Origin of the sequence: Dolichospermum compactum NIES-806 (assembly GCF_002368115.1) — a bacterium.
Classification (GTDB): domain Bacteria; phylum Cyanobacteriota; class Cyanobacteriia; order Cyanobacteriales; family Nostocaceae; genus Dolichospermum; species Dolichospermum compactum.
The window spans coordinates 2,843,760-2,859,589 of record NZ_AP018316.1 but is presented as its reverse complement, the minus strand read 5'-3'; the positions used below and the strand labels follow the sequence as shown (position 1 = coordinate 2,859,589).

Genomic DNA, 15,830 nt, shown 5'->3' with positions numbered 1-15,830 from the left:
TCTGCTTAAATCTGATATACTTTTAATATATCAAGTTAATCATAAGTTTTACTTGATATTAATTAACTAGAATCTAAGAATATGAAACAATATAAAACTATACAGCTACAATTGAAACCAGAAATAGAAGCTCGTCTGATTACCCAAGCTACTAAACAAGGTTTATCAATTGAATCTTATCTTGAATCTTTGATTGAAGATAGTTTAAAAAATCAAGAGGAAAAATCTTTTTCTCAAGTAACAACTGAGGAAGATTGGGAAACAGCACTAATGCATTTAATCAATAGTTCTGCTTTTGCTGTAGCACCACCACTTTCAGATGCGGCTATTAGTCGAGATAGTATTTATACCAGAGAAGATGAAATGTTATGAAATATCTGGTAGATACTAATATCTTACTGCGTTTAGTACAAAAAAATAGTCCCATGCACCTTGATACTCAAAGGGCAATTTTAAAGCTCAAAAAGCAAGGTGAATTTTTATGTATTATTCCACAAAATATAATTGAATTTTGGGCTGTTGCTACAAGACCTCTTGATAAAAATGGATTAGGTTTATCTATTACTCAAGCTGAAGAAGAAAGCGAAAAACTTAAAAAGATATTTATATTGGAGTTAGATACACCACAAATTTTTACTGAGTGGGAATCTCTGGTTATTAAATATCAAGTGATGGGAAAACAGGTGCATGATGCACGTTTAGCTGCGGCTATGGTAGCTCATAATATTACACATTTATTAACATTTAATGTTGATGATTTTAAGGGTTTTTCGGATATTGTAGTTGTTGATCCACGTAGTATTGTTTAATCATATTGGAAGAGTGATCGCACTCCCTCAACTCCCCAAACAGCGATCGCATCCCTCCAAACTTTCCAAACAGCGATCGCACTCCCTCAACCTCCCCAAATAGCGATCGCACCCCTTCAACTTCCCAACATCCCTTTTTTAACGAACCACGAAGACGCGAAGAACAGATAATAATTACTTATGATTAGCTGGTTAATAATTTCTTGACGCTAACCGGATGGAATATAAATGCTTTCAACGACTTGATATTTCCTCTGTAGGGCTTGAGATAAAAAGGCTAACATCTGTTTGAATGTAAAAAGTGTGCGATAAATTAATCTACTACCTTTCCTTTTCCGACTGATTTTGAGCCATAGTAGATTCACCCAGATGTTAATTAGAAGAAAGGATATTCCAATGAATAGTAATCTCAAGACTGGATTTTTGTTATTCGTCTTAATTCGACAAATATTTTTCAGACGATAACTAGTTTCAATGCCAAATCTTTTTCGATAATCTTGATAGATGTAATTTAAATTTGTTTTTACCTTATAAGCAACATAAACAAAATATTGAACTCCATACTTTTTATGCTTTCCCTTTCTATATTTACAGACAACCCATAAATCAAATGTGACGAAATCATCTTTATCTCTTGTAATGGTATAGGTAGTTTTATAACTTTTTTTACCCTTGAGGAATTGTTTGATTCCTCCTTTTTTTCCAGTCTTGATAGCGGGCATAAGAAAGGGAATATCTAATGCCTGTAACCATATAATTACAGGAGTATTAAAAAATCCCCTATCCAAATAGAGTTTTTTTACATTTATTTTTAGGGATTCAAGTTCGGCTAATAAATAAGTAATTAAAGCCACACTAGTATCTAATTGGCGAACACCTCTTATTGCTAGAGTTACACGCTTATTATTACTAATAACATATAAAGTGGCATAGGCATAAAATGAATTAGTACCAGATTTAGCTTCACTTCGATATATGTAGGGTAATTCTGACGATGTTGGTTGACCATAATAACAAATTAAATTTAAATCAATCGCTATTTTTAAACACCGTTTTTTTAATCCTAAAGGAATTCGACTTTTTAATGCTTGATTGATTTGCGCTTCTAATTCCTCAAAATTGTTAATTTTATTGAGATGATATCTAATAAAAAACTTGCTCCGGGAATATCAAACCCCCAAAGCAAGCTAATTTTCTTTATTTCTTTCTTCGTGTTCTTCGTGTCTTCGTGGTTCGTTTCTCTTAAAGCTGCTTCACCTCACTAACCAACTTAGCCACCATATCCTTAGCGCTACCAAACAACATCGTCGTTTTAGCCTTATAAAACAACTCATTATCCACACCAGCAAAACCAGCACTCATACCGCGCTTAATCACAATAGTTTGCTTTGCGCGATCAACCTCCAAAATCGGCATCCCATAAATAGGACTATTTTTATCACTACGCGCCGCCGGATTGACCACATCATTAGCACCAATCACCAACGCCACATCAGCCTGTTCAAACTGGGGATTAATATCCTCCATATCATACAACTGCGTATAGGCCACATTAGCTTCCGCCAATAATACATTCATGTGTCCCGGCATTCTCCCCGCCACCGGATGTATCGCATATTTCACATCCACACCCATGCGCTCTAATTGATCAGCCAACTCCCGGACGCTATGCTGTGCTTGAGCAACCGCCATACCGTAACCTGGGACAATCACCACAGAACGGGCATAACCCAACATCATCGCCCCTTCTTCCGCATCAATACTGCGAACAGGTTGATCACTAGCACCAGCAGCCGCACCACCACTAGAAGTAGAGACAGAACCAAAAGCACTAAATAAGACACTGAACAAAGAACGGTTCATAGCCTTACACATAATTTCCGTCAGGATTAAACCAGAAGCCCCCACCAAAGCACCGGCTATGATTAACATATTGTTCATCACCACAAACCCAGCCGCAGCCGCAGCCACACCGGAGAGGGAGTTTAACAGAGAGATTACCACCGGCATATCACCCCCACCAATGGGGAGGACGAACATCACACCCAACACCAAAGAAACAGCCACCACAGCTAAAAATACGGGGAGGCTATCTGGTGTCCTGATTAAATAGGCACTTCCCGCTAAATAAGAACCTAAAAGCAGGATGTTAAAAGGTTGCTGCAAAGGAAAAGTAATGGGAGTACCGCTAATTAAACCTTGCAATTTGGCAAAAGCGAGAAAACTACCTGTTAAAGTCACGCCACCAATTAACACATCCAATAACATAGATATGTTGACATCGAGGGGGATAGGCTGTGAACTATCTAATAACCGCCAAAATTCAGCCACAGCGATAAGTGCGGAAGAAGCACCACCCAAACCGTTGAGTAAACCCACCATTTGGGGCATTTCCGTCATTTGCACTTTGTAAGCAATAACAGTGCCTATTACCGAACCAATAGCCAAGCCTACCAAAATCATCTCATAATTTAATACGTGCTGATCTAGCATTGTGGCGACAATTGCTAATAGCATCCCCACCGCAGCGACAAGATTACCGTTTCTTGCACTAGCAGGAGAACCGAGTTTTTTCAAACCCAGGATAAATAATGATGCAGCGACTAAGTAAGTTAGCTGAATCCCAGTTGGTAAAAAGTCGCTCATGCTTTAATTTCCTTTTTTTTAAACATTTGCAGCATTCTGTCAGTAACTAAAAAACCGCCGACAACGTTAACCATTGCCAAAATTACGGCGATTAAACCGAGAATGACTGATAAATTCGTGTTTCTTTCCCCAGCAGCCAGGATTGCACCAATTACGGAAATACCGGAAATGGCGTTTGAACCGGACATTAACGGGGTGTGTAATGTGGGGGGAATTTTGTTGATGACTTCAAAGCCTATAAAAGAGGCTAAGACGAGGACAAATAAGGCTGGAAGTAATGCTTCTGTCATGTTGATTTTTGGATTTTTGGATTTTTGGCTCACGCAGAGGCGCAGAGGCGCAGAGGCGCAGAGAGCAAGAATAAGTTATTAGTCCGCGCAGGCGGACTTTGCCTGTGTAGCCGCGATTTCTAATCGCCTGAGCTTTGTTTGTATCAACTAAACCGCTACCGCTTGCAAAGCGTCTTTTACTCGTTGGTTTCTAATTTCTCCACCATGAGTAACACAAGCAGCGTCAACGATATCGTCACCAAAGTTGATTTCTAAGGCTTTATCTTTAATCAACAGTTGCATTAATGAAGTAACGTTCTTTGCATACAGTTGGCTGGCGTGTACTGGCATTGATGAGGGTAAATTAATTGGTCCGATAATTGTTACCCCGTTCCAAATAATATCTTTACCTGCTTCTGTACAAGCGCAGTTTCCACCTTGTTCTGCGGCTAAGTCTACTATTACTGAACCGGGTTTCATTTGCGCTACCATTTCTTCTGTCACCAGTCTGGGGGCTTGTCTTCCTGGTACTTGGGCGGTGGTAATGACGATATCGGAGTTTTTGACGTGGCTGGCTACTAGTTCTTGGGTACGCTTTTTACTGTCCTCTGAAATTTCTTTGGCGTAACCACCGGCTGCGACGGTTTCTTCTTCGAGTTTGACTTCGACGAATTTCGCCCCTAAGCTTTGCACTTCTTCTTTGACGGCTGGGCGGATGTCAAAGGCTTCTACTACTGCTCCTAGCCTTCTTGCGGTGGCGATCGCTTGCAATCCTGCCACACCTGCCCCCATAATAAATACTTTGGCGGGAGCAATTGTCCCTGCCGCAGTCGTCAACATGGGAAAATATTTCGGTAATGCCGCCGCCGCAATCAATACGGCTTTATAGCCCGCCAGAGAAGCCTGGGAAGACAAGGCATCCATGCTTTGCGCTCTGGTGGTACGGGGGATTAATTCCATACTCAAAGCTGTAATTTGCCGATTTGCTAATTGTTGGGCAATTACGGGATTTCCCAGAGGATTGAGGAAGCTAATTAATACAGAACCGGATTTAAGTAACTCAATTTCTGTCCGGCCATCTTCTCTGGTTTGGGGTGGGCTAACTTTGAGTAAAATATCTGCTTCACTCCATAATTGAGCAGAATTGCCGATAATTTTAGCACCTGCTGCTTCATAGTCAGCATCGCTGAAAAATGCTTTTTCTCCCGCCCCTGCTTCTACCCAAACGTCTAAACCTTGTTTGACTAATTTGGCTACGGTGTCGGGAATTAAAGCTACACGCCGTTCACAAACTTCTATTTCTTTCGCAACTGCTATTTTCATGAAATCTCCTAGAAATAAATACTTAACATCACCCGTTAACTATTAATTAAGCTGTGGGGATGATTAACCATGAATTACCTTTGTAGATAGAACTTTCGACCTTTTTGTTTTTGCTATACTTGGGATCTATTCACAATCTCAACTTGATAATATGCAAATATCATCCTTGCAAAATAGCTATAAGTAGAATTAGTTATCGCACATCCTATGCCGATATCTACATTTTGTATATTGTTCTTCAGATTATTTTATATTTGGGAAAAATCTCACTCTAAAAGTTTTACTTATTTAAAATATACTTGTATACTAAAATATTTATAATTAGCAATAAAAATTATCCTTTAGCAATATATCAAAGATACAATCTGGATTTTATCCCACATTCCGCACCCCCCGGTGTCACAATCGGTTTTTTATGATTTTTATCCCCATTTAATGTTGTATTTTGTACCAAAACCAAGAAATATTGGTAGGCGATAGCGAAGCGCTGCTGCAAGCAGTTCGCTAAAACCAAATCTCCAAACGACCAATTTTCGTTGTGTGACAGTTTAGGGTGCGGAAGGTAGGTTTTATCTCTTGTCGGCAGCGTCAAACCCGATAAACACCTACTCACAATAATTTATTCCCAAAGCCAAAAACAACACAATTTCGTTTATTTACCTCATCGCAGGTTGGTACAGTGCGTAAACCCTATAATAATTTTAACTTTAGGAATGGAAGTTTTCGCTAAAAAGGCACTTTTATCTTTCACTAACGTCAATTGTCAAGCATATAGTAGTAAAGTTTAGTTACAAATACTGATACTTCGTTACAAACTACCAACTAGAGGAAACATAATTTATGAAACGCCTACTTTCTGCCTTAGCTGTGACTAGCTTTTTATTAGCGGGTTTACCAGCGATAACTTTAGCCCAGAATGGCTTAACACTTTTTAGTGGGGTCAAAAGTGAAAATCAGTTACCCTTTCGGTTAGATTTTGGCGGACAAACCAACAGCACAGATCGTTATATACTCAGAGTTCCTGCCAAACAAATGAAACTCGCAGTAGCTCAATTTGCCATTACTTATCCTGATTATTACAAGGGAACTTTTGATCCCAAAAGTGTTGAAGTCTTAGTTAAAGGTAAAAAAGTCCCCCTATCGGAAGTCAAATGGGATAAAGAAGGTGGTGTGATTCAAATATTTCCTGAAGAACCAGTTCCCGCCGGTCGCAAAGTCGAGTTAGTCTTATCCAATGTACAGAATCCAGCTTTTGGGGGAGTTTACTATTTCAAATGTCAAGTTCTTTCTCCAGGTGATGTCCCATTACTACGTTATATTGGTACGTGGATTATCAGTATTACTTGAACAGGAAACAGGGAAGAGGCAAAAGACAACGGACAACGGACAACGGACAACGGACAACGGACAACGGACAACGGACAACGGACAACGGACAACGGACAACTCCATCCAGAAATATGTTTTTATTGCCTGTAAAGTGGTAGTATATCAGATTGTGACTTTTTATGAAAATCGCCTAAGAGGAGAAACGTATGCAAAGAACACTGGGCGGCACTTGCCGTAAGAGAAAAAGAACATCTGGATTTCGTGCCAGAATGCGGACACCAGACGGCAGAAACGTGATTAGTGCCAGAAGAAGAAAAGGAAGGCATCGTCTGAGCGTTTAGGGTAATAAAATTCAGCAATTAACAACTGTTGTGGCTTTGCCCAAAGCATATCGTCTCAAATCCCGTCAGGATTTTCAGGCAGTTTTCCGAGAAGGAATTCGGCGACATAGTTCTCATTTCACCCTGAGAGCTTTAAAACCTACTCTTGCCACAGAACCTTCTTTGGATACTGCCCCCCCTAGCACAAAAATTGGGATTGCTATTAGTACAAAAGTTAGTAAACGCGCCGTTGTTCGCAACAAAATCAAAAGGCAAATAACAGCAGCATTACACCAATTATTGCCTAAATTACTCCCAGGATGGCGGCTAGTATTAATTGTGAAACCAACAACAATAGAATCTGAGTGCGAAACCCAGAAATTTCTGCAAGAATTAGAGCAGTTGTTGGCACAAACTGAGGTATTAAATGGGTATTCGTGAAGAAGTTTATTATGAGGGTGGTCCCCACATTGGGGATTTGATTTTTAACCTGCTCATTGGGCTAACAGTAGTAGGTATACCCTTAGCTGTGGGAGCAATAGTCAGGGCAGTGTGGCTACGCTTCCGCATCACAGATCGAAGGATATGTGTAACTGGTGGTTGGATGGGACGCGATCGCTATGATGTAATTTATTCAGAAGTAGTGAAAGTTGTCAAAGTTCCCCGTGCCATCGGACTATGGGGAGATATGGCAGTCACCCTCAAAAATGGTACTCTCATCGAAATGCGGGCTGTTCCCAATTTTCGGGAAGTCTACGACTACATTAATGAAAAAATTGCTGCTAAAAATCCCCAATATAGCAATCCTAAATGAGTCACGTTAACAAGCTATCAGCATTCAGTCATCAGCTAGTAAGCTAATTCTGGTTTTAAATTCTTATGGAGATGGGGTTTAAATCCCTTTTAAAAAAGCCGCTGACGGCTGACGGCTGACCACTGACGGCTGTTTTAACATTCACATTTTTAGTTGATGTGTGGCTATCCTTAACTTCTATAGCTTGTGGATAGTCACAGCAATGCTTAACAAAAACCTCTACAATATAGAGCAAAAGCTTGGGAGAGAACCGCCTCTAATCAGAGGATAGGCTTAACTAAGTGTCCCACTCCCAACCGGGGTGGGAGTGTCAAAGTACCGCAGGTTGAATTCAGAATAATGGATTTTGGTATCGGGTTTCTCTCGAACAACGTGATGTTGCCAATCATAGACCTTTTCTATGGTTTTGTCCCTAGCTATGGGTTGGCGATAGTAGCATTAACATTGATTATCCGCTTTGCACTCTATCCCCTGAGTGCCGGCTCTATCCGTAGTATGCGACGGATGAAAGTTGTGCAGCCTCTAATGCAAAAGCGCATGGCAGAAATCAAAGAACGCTATAAAGACGATCAGCAAAAGCAACAAGAGGAAATGCTCAAGGTCCAAAATGAATTTGGTAATCCTTTAGCAGGATGTCTCCCTCTACTTTTGCAGATGCCAGTATTACTAGCACTGTTTGCCACTTTGCGGGGTTCGCCTTTTTCCGGCGTTAACTATTCCGTTAACCTGCAAATCTTCCCTGAAGAACAAATTGAGCGCATTCAACCTCAAGCCTTTGCCACTTCTCCGCAAAATATTTATATTGCTGATGGAGAACATACTCCCATTTCTGCCATCTTACCAGGCGGTAATAAGTTAACAGTGGGAGAAAAGACTAAGATTCAATATCAAACAGTGGAAGGTAAACCATTTGATTCGCTCTTAGTAGAACACCCTGAAACTAAATTGACACCTGAATGGAAAATCACTAAAGGTGAAGAAAGGGTTAAAATTGATGCCGAAGGCAATATAGAGGCTCTAGAACCCGGAGACGTGACCATTCAAGGCACTATTCCCGGACTAGCAGCAGATAAAGGATTTCTCTTTATTGATGCTTTGGGTCGAGTTGGAGCTATTGATGCTGATAACACAATCCACTGGGATATTGTGGGGATGATTGTCTTCTTTGGTATCAGCCTTTATGTGAGCCAAATGCTGTCTGGACAAAATTCCAGCGGTGGCAACCCTCAACAAGATACAGTCAATAAAATTACCCCTGTCATCTTTTCTGGGATGTTCCTATTCTTTCCCCTACCGGCTGGGGTACTTATGTATATGGTAATTGGTAACGTTTTCCAAACCGTCCAAACCTATATTCTCTCCCGTGAACCTCTACCAGAAGAAATTCAGAAAATCGTAGATTCACAAGAGAAAGAAGCCCAAACCATCGAAGTAAAAGCGTTGCCATTTGAACCCAAAAGTTCTAAGAAAAAGGCTACCGGTTGATTATGAGCGACATTTCTATGCAGAGTAGTGAACAATGGCTACAAAATTTTCTACTTCTGACTGGTGTATCTACTCAAGTACGGGCTAATTTAGAAACTAAGCCATCTTCAGGACAAGATGCACCAGCAGAAGAAAGCTACTGGTTGACAATAGATCAAACCAATTTAACATCAGAACAAATTAGGATTTTAATTGGTGCTGGTGGTTCGGTGCTAGATAGTATTCAGTATCTAGCAAATTCCGTTCTAAACTTAAATCAACCAGAAGAAAATCAGACAGCTTACACGATTGAATTGAATGGTTATCGGGTGAGACGAGAAGCCGAAATCCGCACTTTAGCTGAAACTGCTGCCGCAGAAGTCCGTTTTTCTGGAAGAGAGGTAGAACTTCAATCTCTCAGTTCCTCAGAACGCCGACAAATCCACACTTTATTGCAGGAATTTTCGGATTTAGAAACCTTCAGTCGCGGCAAAGAACCTCATCGTCATTTAGTTGTTCGTCAAGCAGTCACACCATAATTAGGGAATAGGGGATAGGTGATGATTTTATCAATCACCATTTACCCATTACCAATGATCAACTTTGATGGTATTTCACAAATCCTATGGACGCTATTTTTATTCCGCAGCTATCTAAAGCCCCGGAGCGGACAGAGGAAATTCAAGTTCAAGAGTTTCTGCCTGGACTAGAAACATTGACACCCGTTCGCGGAGTTATCCAGGTTAAACATCAGGGTAACTATTTAGAAGTTTCATCTCAGGCAGAAACAATTGTTACCTGTACTTGCAACCGCTGTTTGCAGCAGTATAACCATCGTCTGGTTCTTGATACTCAGGAAGTTATTTGGTTAGATGAAACTGCTAATCAAACGGAAGATTTGCCTTTAGAAATGGAAGTTGCTGTAGAGGATTTACTGGAAACCTTAGCACCTGATGGTCATTTTGATCCCGGTGAATGGCTCTATCAGCAGATGTGTTTAGCACTGCCTCAGCGTCAATTATGTAACCTTAATTGTCCAGGTATTTTGAATACTGTTGTTTCTGAACCACCTACGGATAGCCGTTGGGCTTTATTAGATGCTTTGAAAAAACAACTTCCAGATAATTAGTAAATTTACTATTTGGTGCGTTATGGCTTAATTATTTATGGCTCGGTAAAAGCTGTTAATACTTTATTAAGCTCATCAAGGATTCTTTATCTTTGTGGAGTTTTTAATTACAGAGAAATGAACCATGTTCGCGTAGGGTCCCGTTAGGGATAGGAAAGAAACCTGAATTCGGTGTAAGAAAATCAGTTAGGACTTACACACTGTACAAATTTACCATGATATGAATGAACGAAATTGCGTCGTTTTCGGCTTTGGGAATAACTTATTGAGTAGGGTGCGTCAGATAGAGGGAATCTGTTTTTTTGTCAAGATATCGTGTCTGACGCACCCTACAAGGGATAAAATTTACGTCACATATTTGGGGAATCTTGTCAATGCGTAAATCCTATATTATACTTGTTCCTTTTTAGAAATATGAGCAGCTACCCAGATTTCCAAGAACAAGGCTATCAGGTTATTAGAGAACTAGGACGCAACCGCGAAGGTGGTAGAATTACTTGGTTAGCAACAAATCTTAACACAAACCAACCAGAAGTAATCAAACAGTTTTGTTTTGCTCAAGCGGGTTCAAGTTGGTCTGGTTCAGAAGCCCACGCACGAGAAATACAGGTACTTAAAGGATTAAATCATCCTGGTATTCCCAGTTCTCTGTACAGGACAAAAAATAGAGAAAAAGCTTGCAAAGGAAACAGAGAAAGGGTTTCATAGAAAGTTACCACACAATCAAAGAAACCCCTATGAACCAGATTAACCTATTACGAGACACACTAAAACCACATTTGGAATGGCATGGAGCGCGTCTAAGCTTTTTAGCGTTATTTTTAATATCTTTATTAAGAGTAAAGACAGTGAACTTGGTAGAATTAGCAACTGGTTTTCGCAACTGTGCTAAAAACGAATCCAATTACAAACGGTTGCAAAGATTTTTCCGAGATTTTGATATAGATTATGCAGTCATAGCGAAAATGATTGTAAAAATCATGAACATTCCCCAGCCTTGGGTGTTAAGTATTGACCGGACTGAATGGCGTTTTGGTCAAATATGGTTAAATATCCTCATGTTGGGAGTAGTACATAATGGTGTCGCTTACCCCCTAGTTTGGCAGATATTGGAGAAGAAAGGTAACTCCAACACGGATGAACGAATGGATTTACTTGACCGATTTGGACAACTGTTCCCAGATGCACAAGTTGACTATATCAGTGCTGACAGAGAATTCGTGGGGGCAGAATGGTTAAGTTATTTACTGCTTGAACCAAATATTCCATTCCGAATCAGGATTCGTCACACTGATTTAATTAGTGATACAGAAAAGACTCTTCCAGGTAGCGTCATTTTTGCTCATCTGGCTGCGGGTGAATCTCAGGTTTTATCTACTCGTCGTTGGGTCTGGGGTCGTTCAGTTTATGTAGCTGGTTTACGTCTTGATGATGGCAAGTTATTAATCGTGATTTCTGATACTTCTCCCCAAACCATAATTGCTGACTATGGCCGTCGTTGGGGGATTGAAACTTTGTTCGGTATGTTTAAAACTCGTGGTTTTTGCTTGGAATCTACACATTTTATTGATTCTAACCGATTGAGTAAGCTCTTAGCTTTACTGTCATTAGCTATGTGTTGGGCTGTCAAGACTGGAGAATGGTTGCATCAACACCAACCTATCAAAATCAAGAAACATGGACCTTTTGCTAAAAGTGTTTTTCGTTACGGTTTAGATTATCTGCGTTCTCTTGTTACTGATTTAGATTTGAAATATGACGACTTTCTTCTCTCTCTCAATTTTTTGTCCTGTACTTAGTTCCCAGTTACTTGCATTCCTTTGAAACCTCCGATGGTTTTTGTTTAGTTCAAGAGTATATTCATGCTTCTACTTTAGCAGAACCTCGCAGCTTTTCACCAGAGGAAATTAAACAAATTGCAGTTAAGATTTTAGAAATTCTGGTATATTTACAAAATCGGATGCCGTCGGTAATTCATCGAGATATCAAACCAGAAAACATTTTAGTAGATGAACAAATCAATGTCTATTTAATTGACTTTGGTTTTGCTCGTATTGGTAGTCATGATGTGGCTGGAAGTAGTGTATTTAAAGGAACTCCTGGTTTCATTCCGCCAGAGCAAATGTTTAAACCGACAAATGCTACAGATTTGTATGCTTTGGGTGTAACTTTAATCTGTTTAATCACAGGAGTTAAGTCAACAAAAATAGATCAATTACAAGATGCAGATGATCCTTATGTCATTAATTTCCGTCATCTTTTACCCCAGGTAAGTTTGCGGTTTATCGGTTGGTTAGAAAAGATGGTACAACCGAAACAAAAAGACCGATTTACTAATGCAGAATTAGCTTTAGAATCACTCAAACCCCTTGATGTTATTCGTGTACCAAGGGTTAATTTTAGTGAGACGGTTTTAGAGTTTAAAGCGAATAGGCTGGGGGAAAAATTAAGAAGGGATATTACTATAGAAAATTCTATACCAGATACTTTATTAGAAGGTAAATGGGAAGTAGCACCCCATCCTCAAGACCCACCACATACACCAGATAATCATGCTTGGATTTCAGTTAAACTATCATGATGATTACTCAAGAATTAGAATGCAAAGAAAATATCTCCCCAGATGTAATATTTCCCCCAAACGCAAAACCCGTAAAAGTTGGGTAGTTTGGGAAGAAGATGGTAAATATCCTAATTTCATTTTAGAAATTCTCTCACCAACTACAGCTAATACAGATAAAGAATATAAAAAAGAACTTTATCAAAATACTTTCCGCACACCTGATTATTTTTGGTTCGACCCTTATACACTAGAATTTGCAGGTTTTCATTTAGTAGACGGAGAATATCAACCTTTAGAACAAAATCACCAAGGACAGTTGTGGAGTCATCAGCTAGGGTTATATTTAGGAATTTATCAAGGACTATTACGGTATTTTACGCCAGAAGGAGAGCTAGTTCCCACACCTGAAGAAACCGCAGAAAAAGAAGCGAGAAAATCAGAACGTTTAGCAGCAAAACTGCGGGAATTAAATATAGATCCTGATACAATTTAATCCTGTTGTTGGGTTAAGCAACAGCGTAACCTAACAGGTGAAATGGTTTCCCCTGAGTTTAACATAACAGAATAGATCAACACTTTTCTTTTGTGTCAACAAAATATGAATTTATAATCCAGGATTTAAAAAGAGTGTCAAGAAATGATATGCGTTTTTTTACCATTACTTTTTAATGACAGGGTAGGATGCAATACAGCTAATTGCATCTTAATTGCTTGATTAAATATTATTAAATCGTTCTGAAAAATATAACTTAGGGAACAAACCCAGATATGAAGCCCGTTGTACACATAACTTAAAGAATTTTGTTTTATGTTTGTTCATTACAGAAGCCGTCTAGACTGCATAAATGTTAGGATTGCCACAGAGTGAGAATCGCGTAAGAGAAGGAAAAAAAACTGAATGGCAGAATTTGAAAAGTCAATATCCTTTGATGGACGGGATATTCGACTGACGGTTGGCCTACTAGCCCCCCAAGCAGGTGGGTCGGTTTTGATACAATCAGGAGATACAACTGTTTTAGTAACGGCTACAAGGTCAGCAGCGCGGGAAGGCATTGATTTTTTGCCACTGACCGTTGATTACGAAGAAAGATTGTACGCAGCAGGAAGAATTCCTGGGGGAATTATGCGCCGGGAAGGTCGTCCACCGGAAAAGGCAATTCTTGCCAGTCGTCTGATTGACCGTCCACTCCGTCCTTTATTCCCTTCATGGTTGCGGGATGATTTGCAAGTTGTGGCAATCACCATGTCAATGGATGAGCAAGTCCCCCCCGATGTATTAGCAGTTACAGGTGCTTCAATTGCAACACTGATTGCCCAAATTCCTTTTAATGGACCAATGGCCGCAGTGCGAGTAGGCTTAGTGGGTGATGATTTTATTATTAACCCTACCTACGCAGAAATTGAAGCGGGAGATTTGGATTTAATCGTTGCCGGTTCTCCAGATGGGGTAATCATGGTGGAAGCGGGTGCAAATCAATTGCCAGAGCGAGATATTATTGAAGCGATTGATTTTGGCTACGAAGCAGTTCGGGATTTAATTCAAGCACAGTTAGATTTGCTGGATGAACTAGGTCTAAAACTTGTGCAAGAAGCACCACCAGAACCAGATCAAACTTTAGAAAACTATATCCGCGATCGCGCCAGTGATGAGATCAAAAAAATCTTGGCGCAATTTGAGTTAACTAAAACTGACCGTGATATTGCTTTGGATGCAGTTAAAGATAATATCTCTAATGAAATCAAGGCTTTACCAGAAGAAGACCCCATTCGCATCGCTGCCACAGCCGACTCCAAAGCCCTTGGTAATACCTTTAAAAGCATTACCAAATACTTCATGCGTCGTCAAATTGTCGAAGATAACGTGCGCGTAGATGGTCGTAAACTTGATGAAGTTCGTCCTATCTCTTGTCGAGTTGGGATTATACCCAAGCGAGTACATGGTAGCGGTTTATTTAACCGGGGACTGACTCAGGTACTATCCATGTGTACCCTTGGTACTCCTGGAGATGCCCAAAATCTGAACGACGACTTGCAACTAGAACAAACTAAACGTTACCTGCATCACTACAACTTCCCTCCCTTCTCTGTCGGTGAAACCAAACCATTACGCGCCCCTGGTAGACGGGAAATTGGACATGGTGCATTAGCAGAACGGGCATTATTACCTGTATTACCACCCAAAGACAAGTTCCCCTACGTAATTCGCGTAGTTTCAGAAGTGCTTTCTTCCAACGGTTCAACTTCAATGGGTTCAGTTTGTGGTTCTAGTTTATCCCTAATGGATGCAGGTGTACCCATTACCAAACCTGTGAGTGGTGCGGCAATGGGCTTGATTAAGGAAGGGGACGAAGTGCGAATTCTCACCGATATCCAAGGCATTGAAGACTTTTTGGGTGATATGGACTTCAAAGTTGCTGGTACAGATACCGGAATTACAGCTTTGCAAATGGATATGAAAATATCTGGTTTGTCTTTAGAAGTAATTGCCCAAGCTGTCAACCAAGCTAAACCTGCTCGGTTACACATTCTGGAAAAAATGCTCCAGACGATTGACACCCCCAGGGAAGAAACTTCACCCTTTGCCCCACGTCTGTTAACAATTAAGATTGATCCTGACATGATTGGTCTGGTGATTGGACCTGGTGGTAAAACCATTAAGGGTATCACTGAAGAAACTGGTGCAAAAATTGACATTCAAGATGATGGTACTGTCACCATTTCCGCCGTTGATGAAAACCGAGCTAAGAGGGCGCGGAACATCGTTCAGGGCATGACTCGTAAACTCCATGAAGGGGATGTTTATATCGGTCGTGTGACACGGGTTATACCCATTGGCGCTTTTGTGGAATTCTTGCCCGGTAAAGAAGGCATGATTCACATTTCTCAACTTGCTGACTATCGCGTTGGTAAGGTTGAAGATGAAGTAGCTGTTGGTGATGAGGTGATTGTCAAAGTGCGAGAAATTGACAATAAGGGTCGAATTAACCTAACACGCTTAGGTATTCACCCAGATCAAGCCGCAGCAGCACGAGAAGCAGCAGCGGTAAACCATTAAATCGCTGGTTGGATTTTAGATTTTAGATTACAGATCAATCGCAAATCTAAAATCCGCGATGCCTTGCTAGTAGGCATCGTTACGGTGATTTTGGTAGTAAGTTAGTTAT

At 40.3% G+C, this 15,830-nt stretch carries 16 protein-coding genes and 2 pseudogenes; 14 read left to right on the top strand and 4 right to left on the bottom strand.

The features are described 5' to 3' along the window. Window positions 1-81 precede the first annotated feature (81 nt). Both CA730_RS13520 and CA730_RS13515 read left to right on the top strand, forming a co-directional pair. Window positions 82-372 carry a hypothetical protein gene (locus CA730_RS13520; RefSeq protein WP_096668001.1) on the top strand — a complete coding sequence of 97 codons (291 nt, stop codon included), beginning with the start codon at window positions 82-84 and terminating at the stop codon, window positions 370-372. Further along, complete coding sequence (locus CA730_RS13515) at window positions 369-809, top strand: type II toxin-antitoxin system VapC family toxin (protein ID WP_096667999.1); 441 nt, start codon at window positions 369-371, stop codon at window positions 807-809. The genes CA730_RS13520 and CA730_RS13515 overlap by 4 nt, the downstream gene beginning before the upstream one ends. 209 nt (window positions 810-1,018) lie before the next feature. On the opposite strand, the pseudogene CA730_RS13510 reads toward CA730_RS13515, so the two are convergent. From CA730_RS13510 to CA730_RS13495, 4 genes and pseudogenes are all read right to left on the bottom strand, one after another. Continuing rightward, window positions 1,019-1,957: pseudogene (locus tag CA730_RS13510) on the bottom strand (transposase); the annotation flags it as partial. A 94-nt stretch (window positions 1,958-2,051) separates the two neighbouring features. Then, window positions 2,052-3,455: an NAD(P)(+) transhydrogenase (Re/Si-specific) subunit beta gene (locus CA730_RS13505; protein ID WP_096667997.1), complete on the bottom strand. Its 1,404-nt coding sequence runs from the start codon at window positions 3,453-3,455 to the stop codon at window positions 2,052-2,054. After that, a complete protein-coding gene (locus CA730_RS13500) occupies window positions 3,452-3,745 on the bottom strand; it encodes an NAD(P) transhydrogenase subunit alpha (RefSeq protein WP_096667995.1) in 294 nt (97 codons plus the stop codon). Before CA730_RS13500 ends, CA730_RS13505 begins: the two co-directional genes overlap by 4 nt. 147 nt (window positions 3,746-3,892) lie before the next feature. Further along, window positions 3,893-5,047: a Re/Si-specific NAD(P)(+) transhydrogenase subunit alpha gene (locus CA730_RS13495; protein WP_096667993.1), complete on the bottom strand. Its 1,155-nt coding sequence runs from the start codon at window positions 5,045-5,047 to the stop codon at window positions 3,893-3,895. A gap of 840 nt (window positions 5,048-5,887) precedes the next feature. Here CA730_RS13495 and CA730_RS13490 point away from each other — a divergent pair. The 12 genes and pseudogenes from CA730_RS13490 to CA730_RS13435 all read left to right on the top strand — a co-directional run bounded on the left by CA730_RS13490 (window position 5,888) and on the right by CA730_RS13435 (window position 15,721). Next, a complete protein-coding gene (locus CA730_RS13490) occupies window positions 5,888-6,394 on the top strand; it encodes a DUF2808 domain-containing protein (RefSeq protein WP_096667991.1) in 507 nt (168 codons plus the stop codon). Between the two features lie 188 nt (window positions 6,395-6,582). Further along, entirely contained in the window at window positions 6,583-6,717 is a 135-nt protein-coding gene (gene rpmH / locus CA730_RS13485) for a 50S ribosomal protein L34 (protein WP_015209090.1), read from the top strand. A 30-nt stretch (window positions 6,718-6,747) separates the two neighbouring features. Continuing rightward, complete coding sequence (gene rnpA, locus CA730_RS13480; protein ID WP_096667990.1) at window positions 6,748-7,137, top strand: ribonuclease P protein component; 390 nt, start codon at window positions 6,748-6,750, stop codon at window positions 7,135-7,137. After that, complete coding sequence (locus tag CA730_RS13475; protein WP_027401334.1) at window positions 7,124-7,510, top strand: PH domain-containing protein; 387 nt, start codon at window positions 7,124-7,126, stop codon at window positions 7,508-7,510. Before rnpA ends, CA730_RS13475 begins: the two co-directional genes overlap by 14 nt. Window positions 7,511-7,849: 339 nt before the next feature. Beyond that, the gene (yidC, locus tag CA730_RS13470; RefSeq protein WP_096667988.1) at window positions 7,850-8,995 is read left to right on the top strand and encodes a membrane protein insertase YidC; all 1,146 of its coding nucleotides are present in this window, start codon (window positions 7,850-7,852) and stop codon (window positions 8,993-8,995) included. A gap of 2 nt (window positions 8,996-8,997) precedes the next feature. Next, the gene (locus CA730_RS13465) at window positions 8,998-9,513 is read left to right on the top strand and encodes a Jag family protein (RefSeq protein WP_096667986.1); all 516 of its coding nucleotides are present in this window, start codon (window positions 8,998-9,000) and stop codon (window positions 9,511-9,513) included. Window positions 9,514-9,599: 86 nt separating this feature from the next. Beyond that, window positions 9,600-10,103 (top strand): YceD family protein, encoded by a 504-nt coding sequence (locus CA730_RS13460; protein ID WP_096667984.1) that lies wholly within the window; start codon window positions 9,600-9,602, stop codon window positions 10,101-10,103. Window positions 10,104-10,517: 414 nt separating this feature from the next. Further along, window positions 10,518-10,811 carry a hypothetical protein gene (locus CA730_RS13455; RefSeq protein WP_231939832.1) on the top strand — a complete coding sequence of 98 codons (294 nt, stop codon included), beginning with the start codon at window positions 10,518-10,520 and terminating at the stop codon, window positions 10,809-10,811. 29 nt (window positions 10,812-10,840) lie between these two features. Next, window positions 10,841-11,902, top strand: coding sequence for an IS4 family transposase (locus CA730_RS13450; RefSeq protein WP_096666161.1), 1,062 nt, complete (start codon window positions 10,841-10,843; stop codon window positions 11,900-11,902). Between the two features lie 11 nt (window positions 11,903-11,913). Then, window positions 11,914-12,684, top strand: coding sequence for a serine/threonine protein kinase (locus tag CA730_RS13445; protein ID WP_231939831.1), 771 nt, complete (start codon window positions 11,914-11,916; stop codon window positions 12,682-12,684). A 58-nt stretch (window positions 12,685-12,742) separates the two neighbouring features. Beyond that, a pseudogene (locus CA730_RS13440) lies at window positions 12,743-13,159 on the top strand (Uma2 family endonuclease); the annotation flags it as partial. Between the two features lie 405 nt (window positions 13,160-13,564). Further along, window positions 13,565-15,721, top strand: a complete 2,157-nt coding sequence (locus tag CA730_RS13435) for a polyribonucleotide nucleotidyltransferase (RefSeq protein ID WP_096667982.1) — start codon at window positions 13,565-13,567, stop codon at window positions 15,719-15,721. Window positions 15,722-15,830 lie beyond the last annotated feature (109 nt).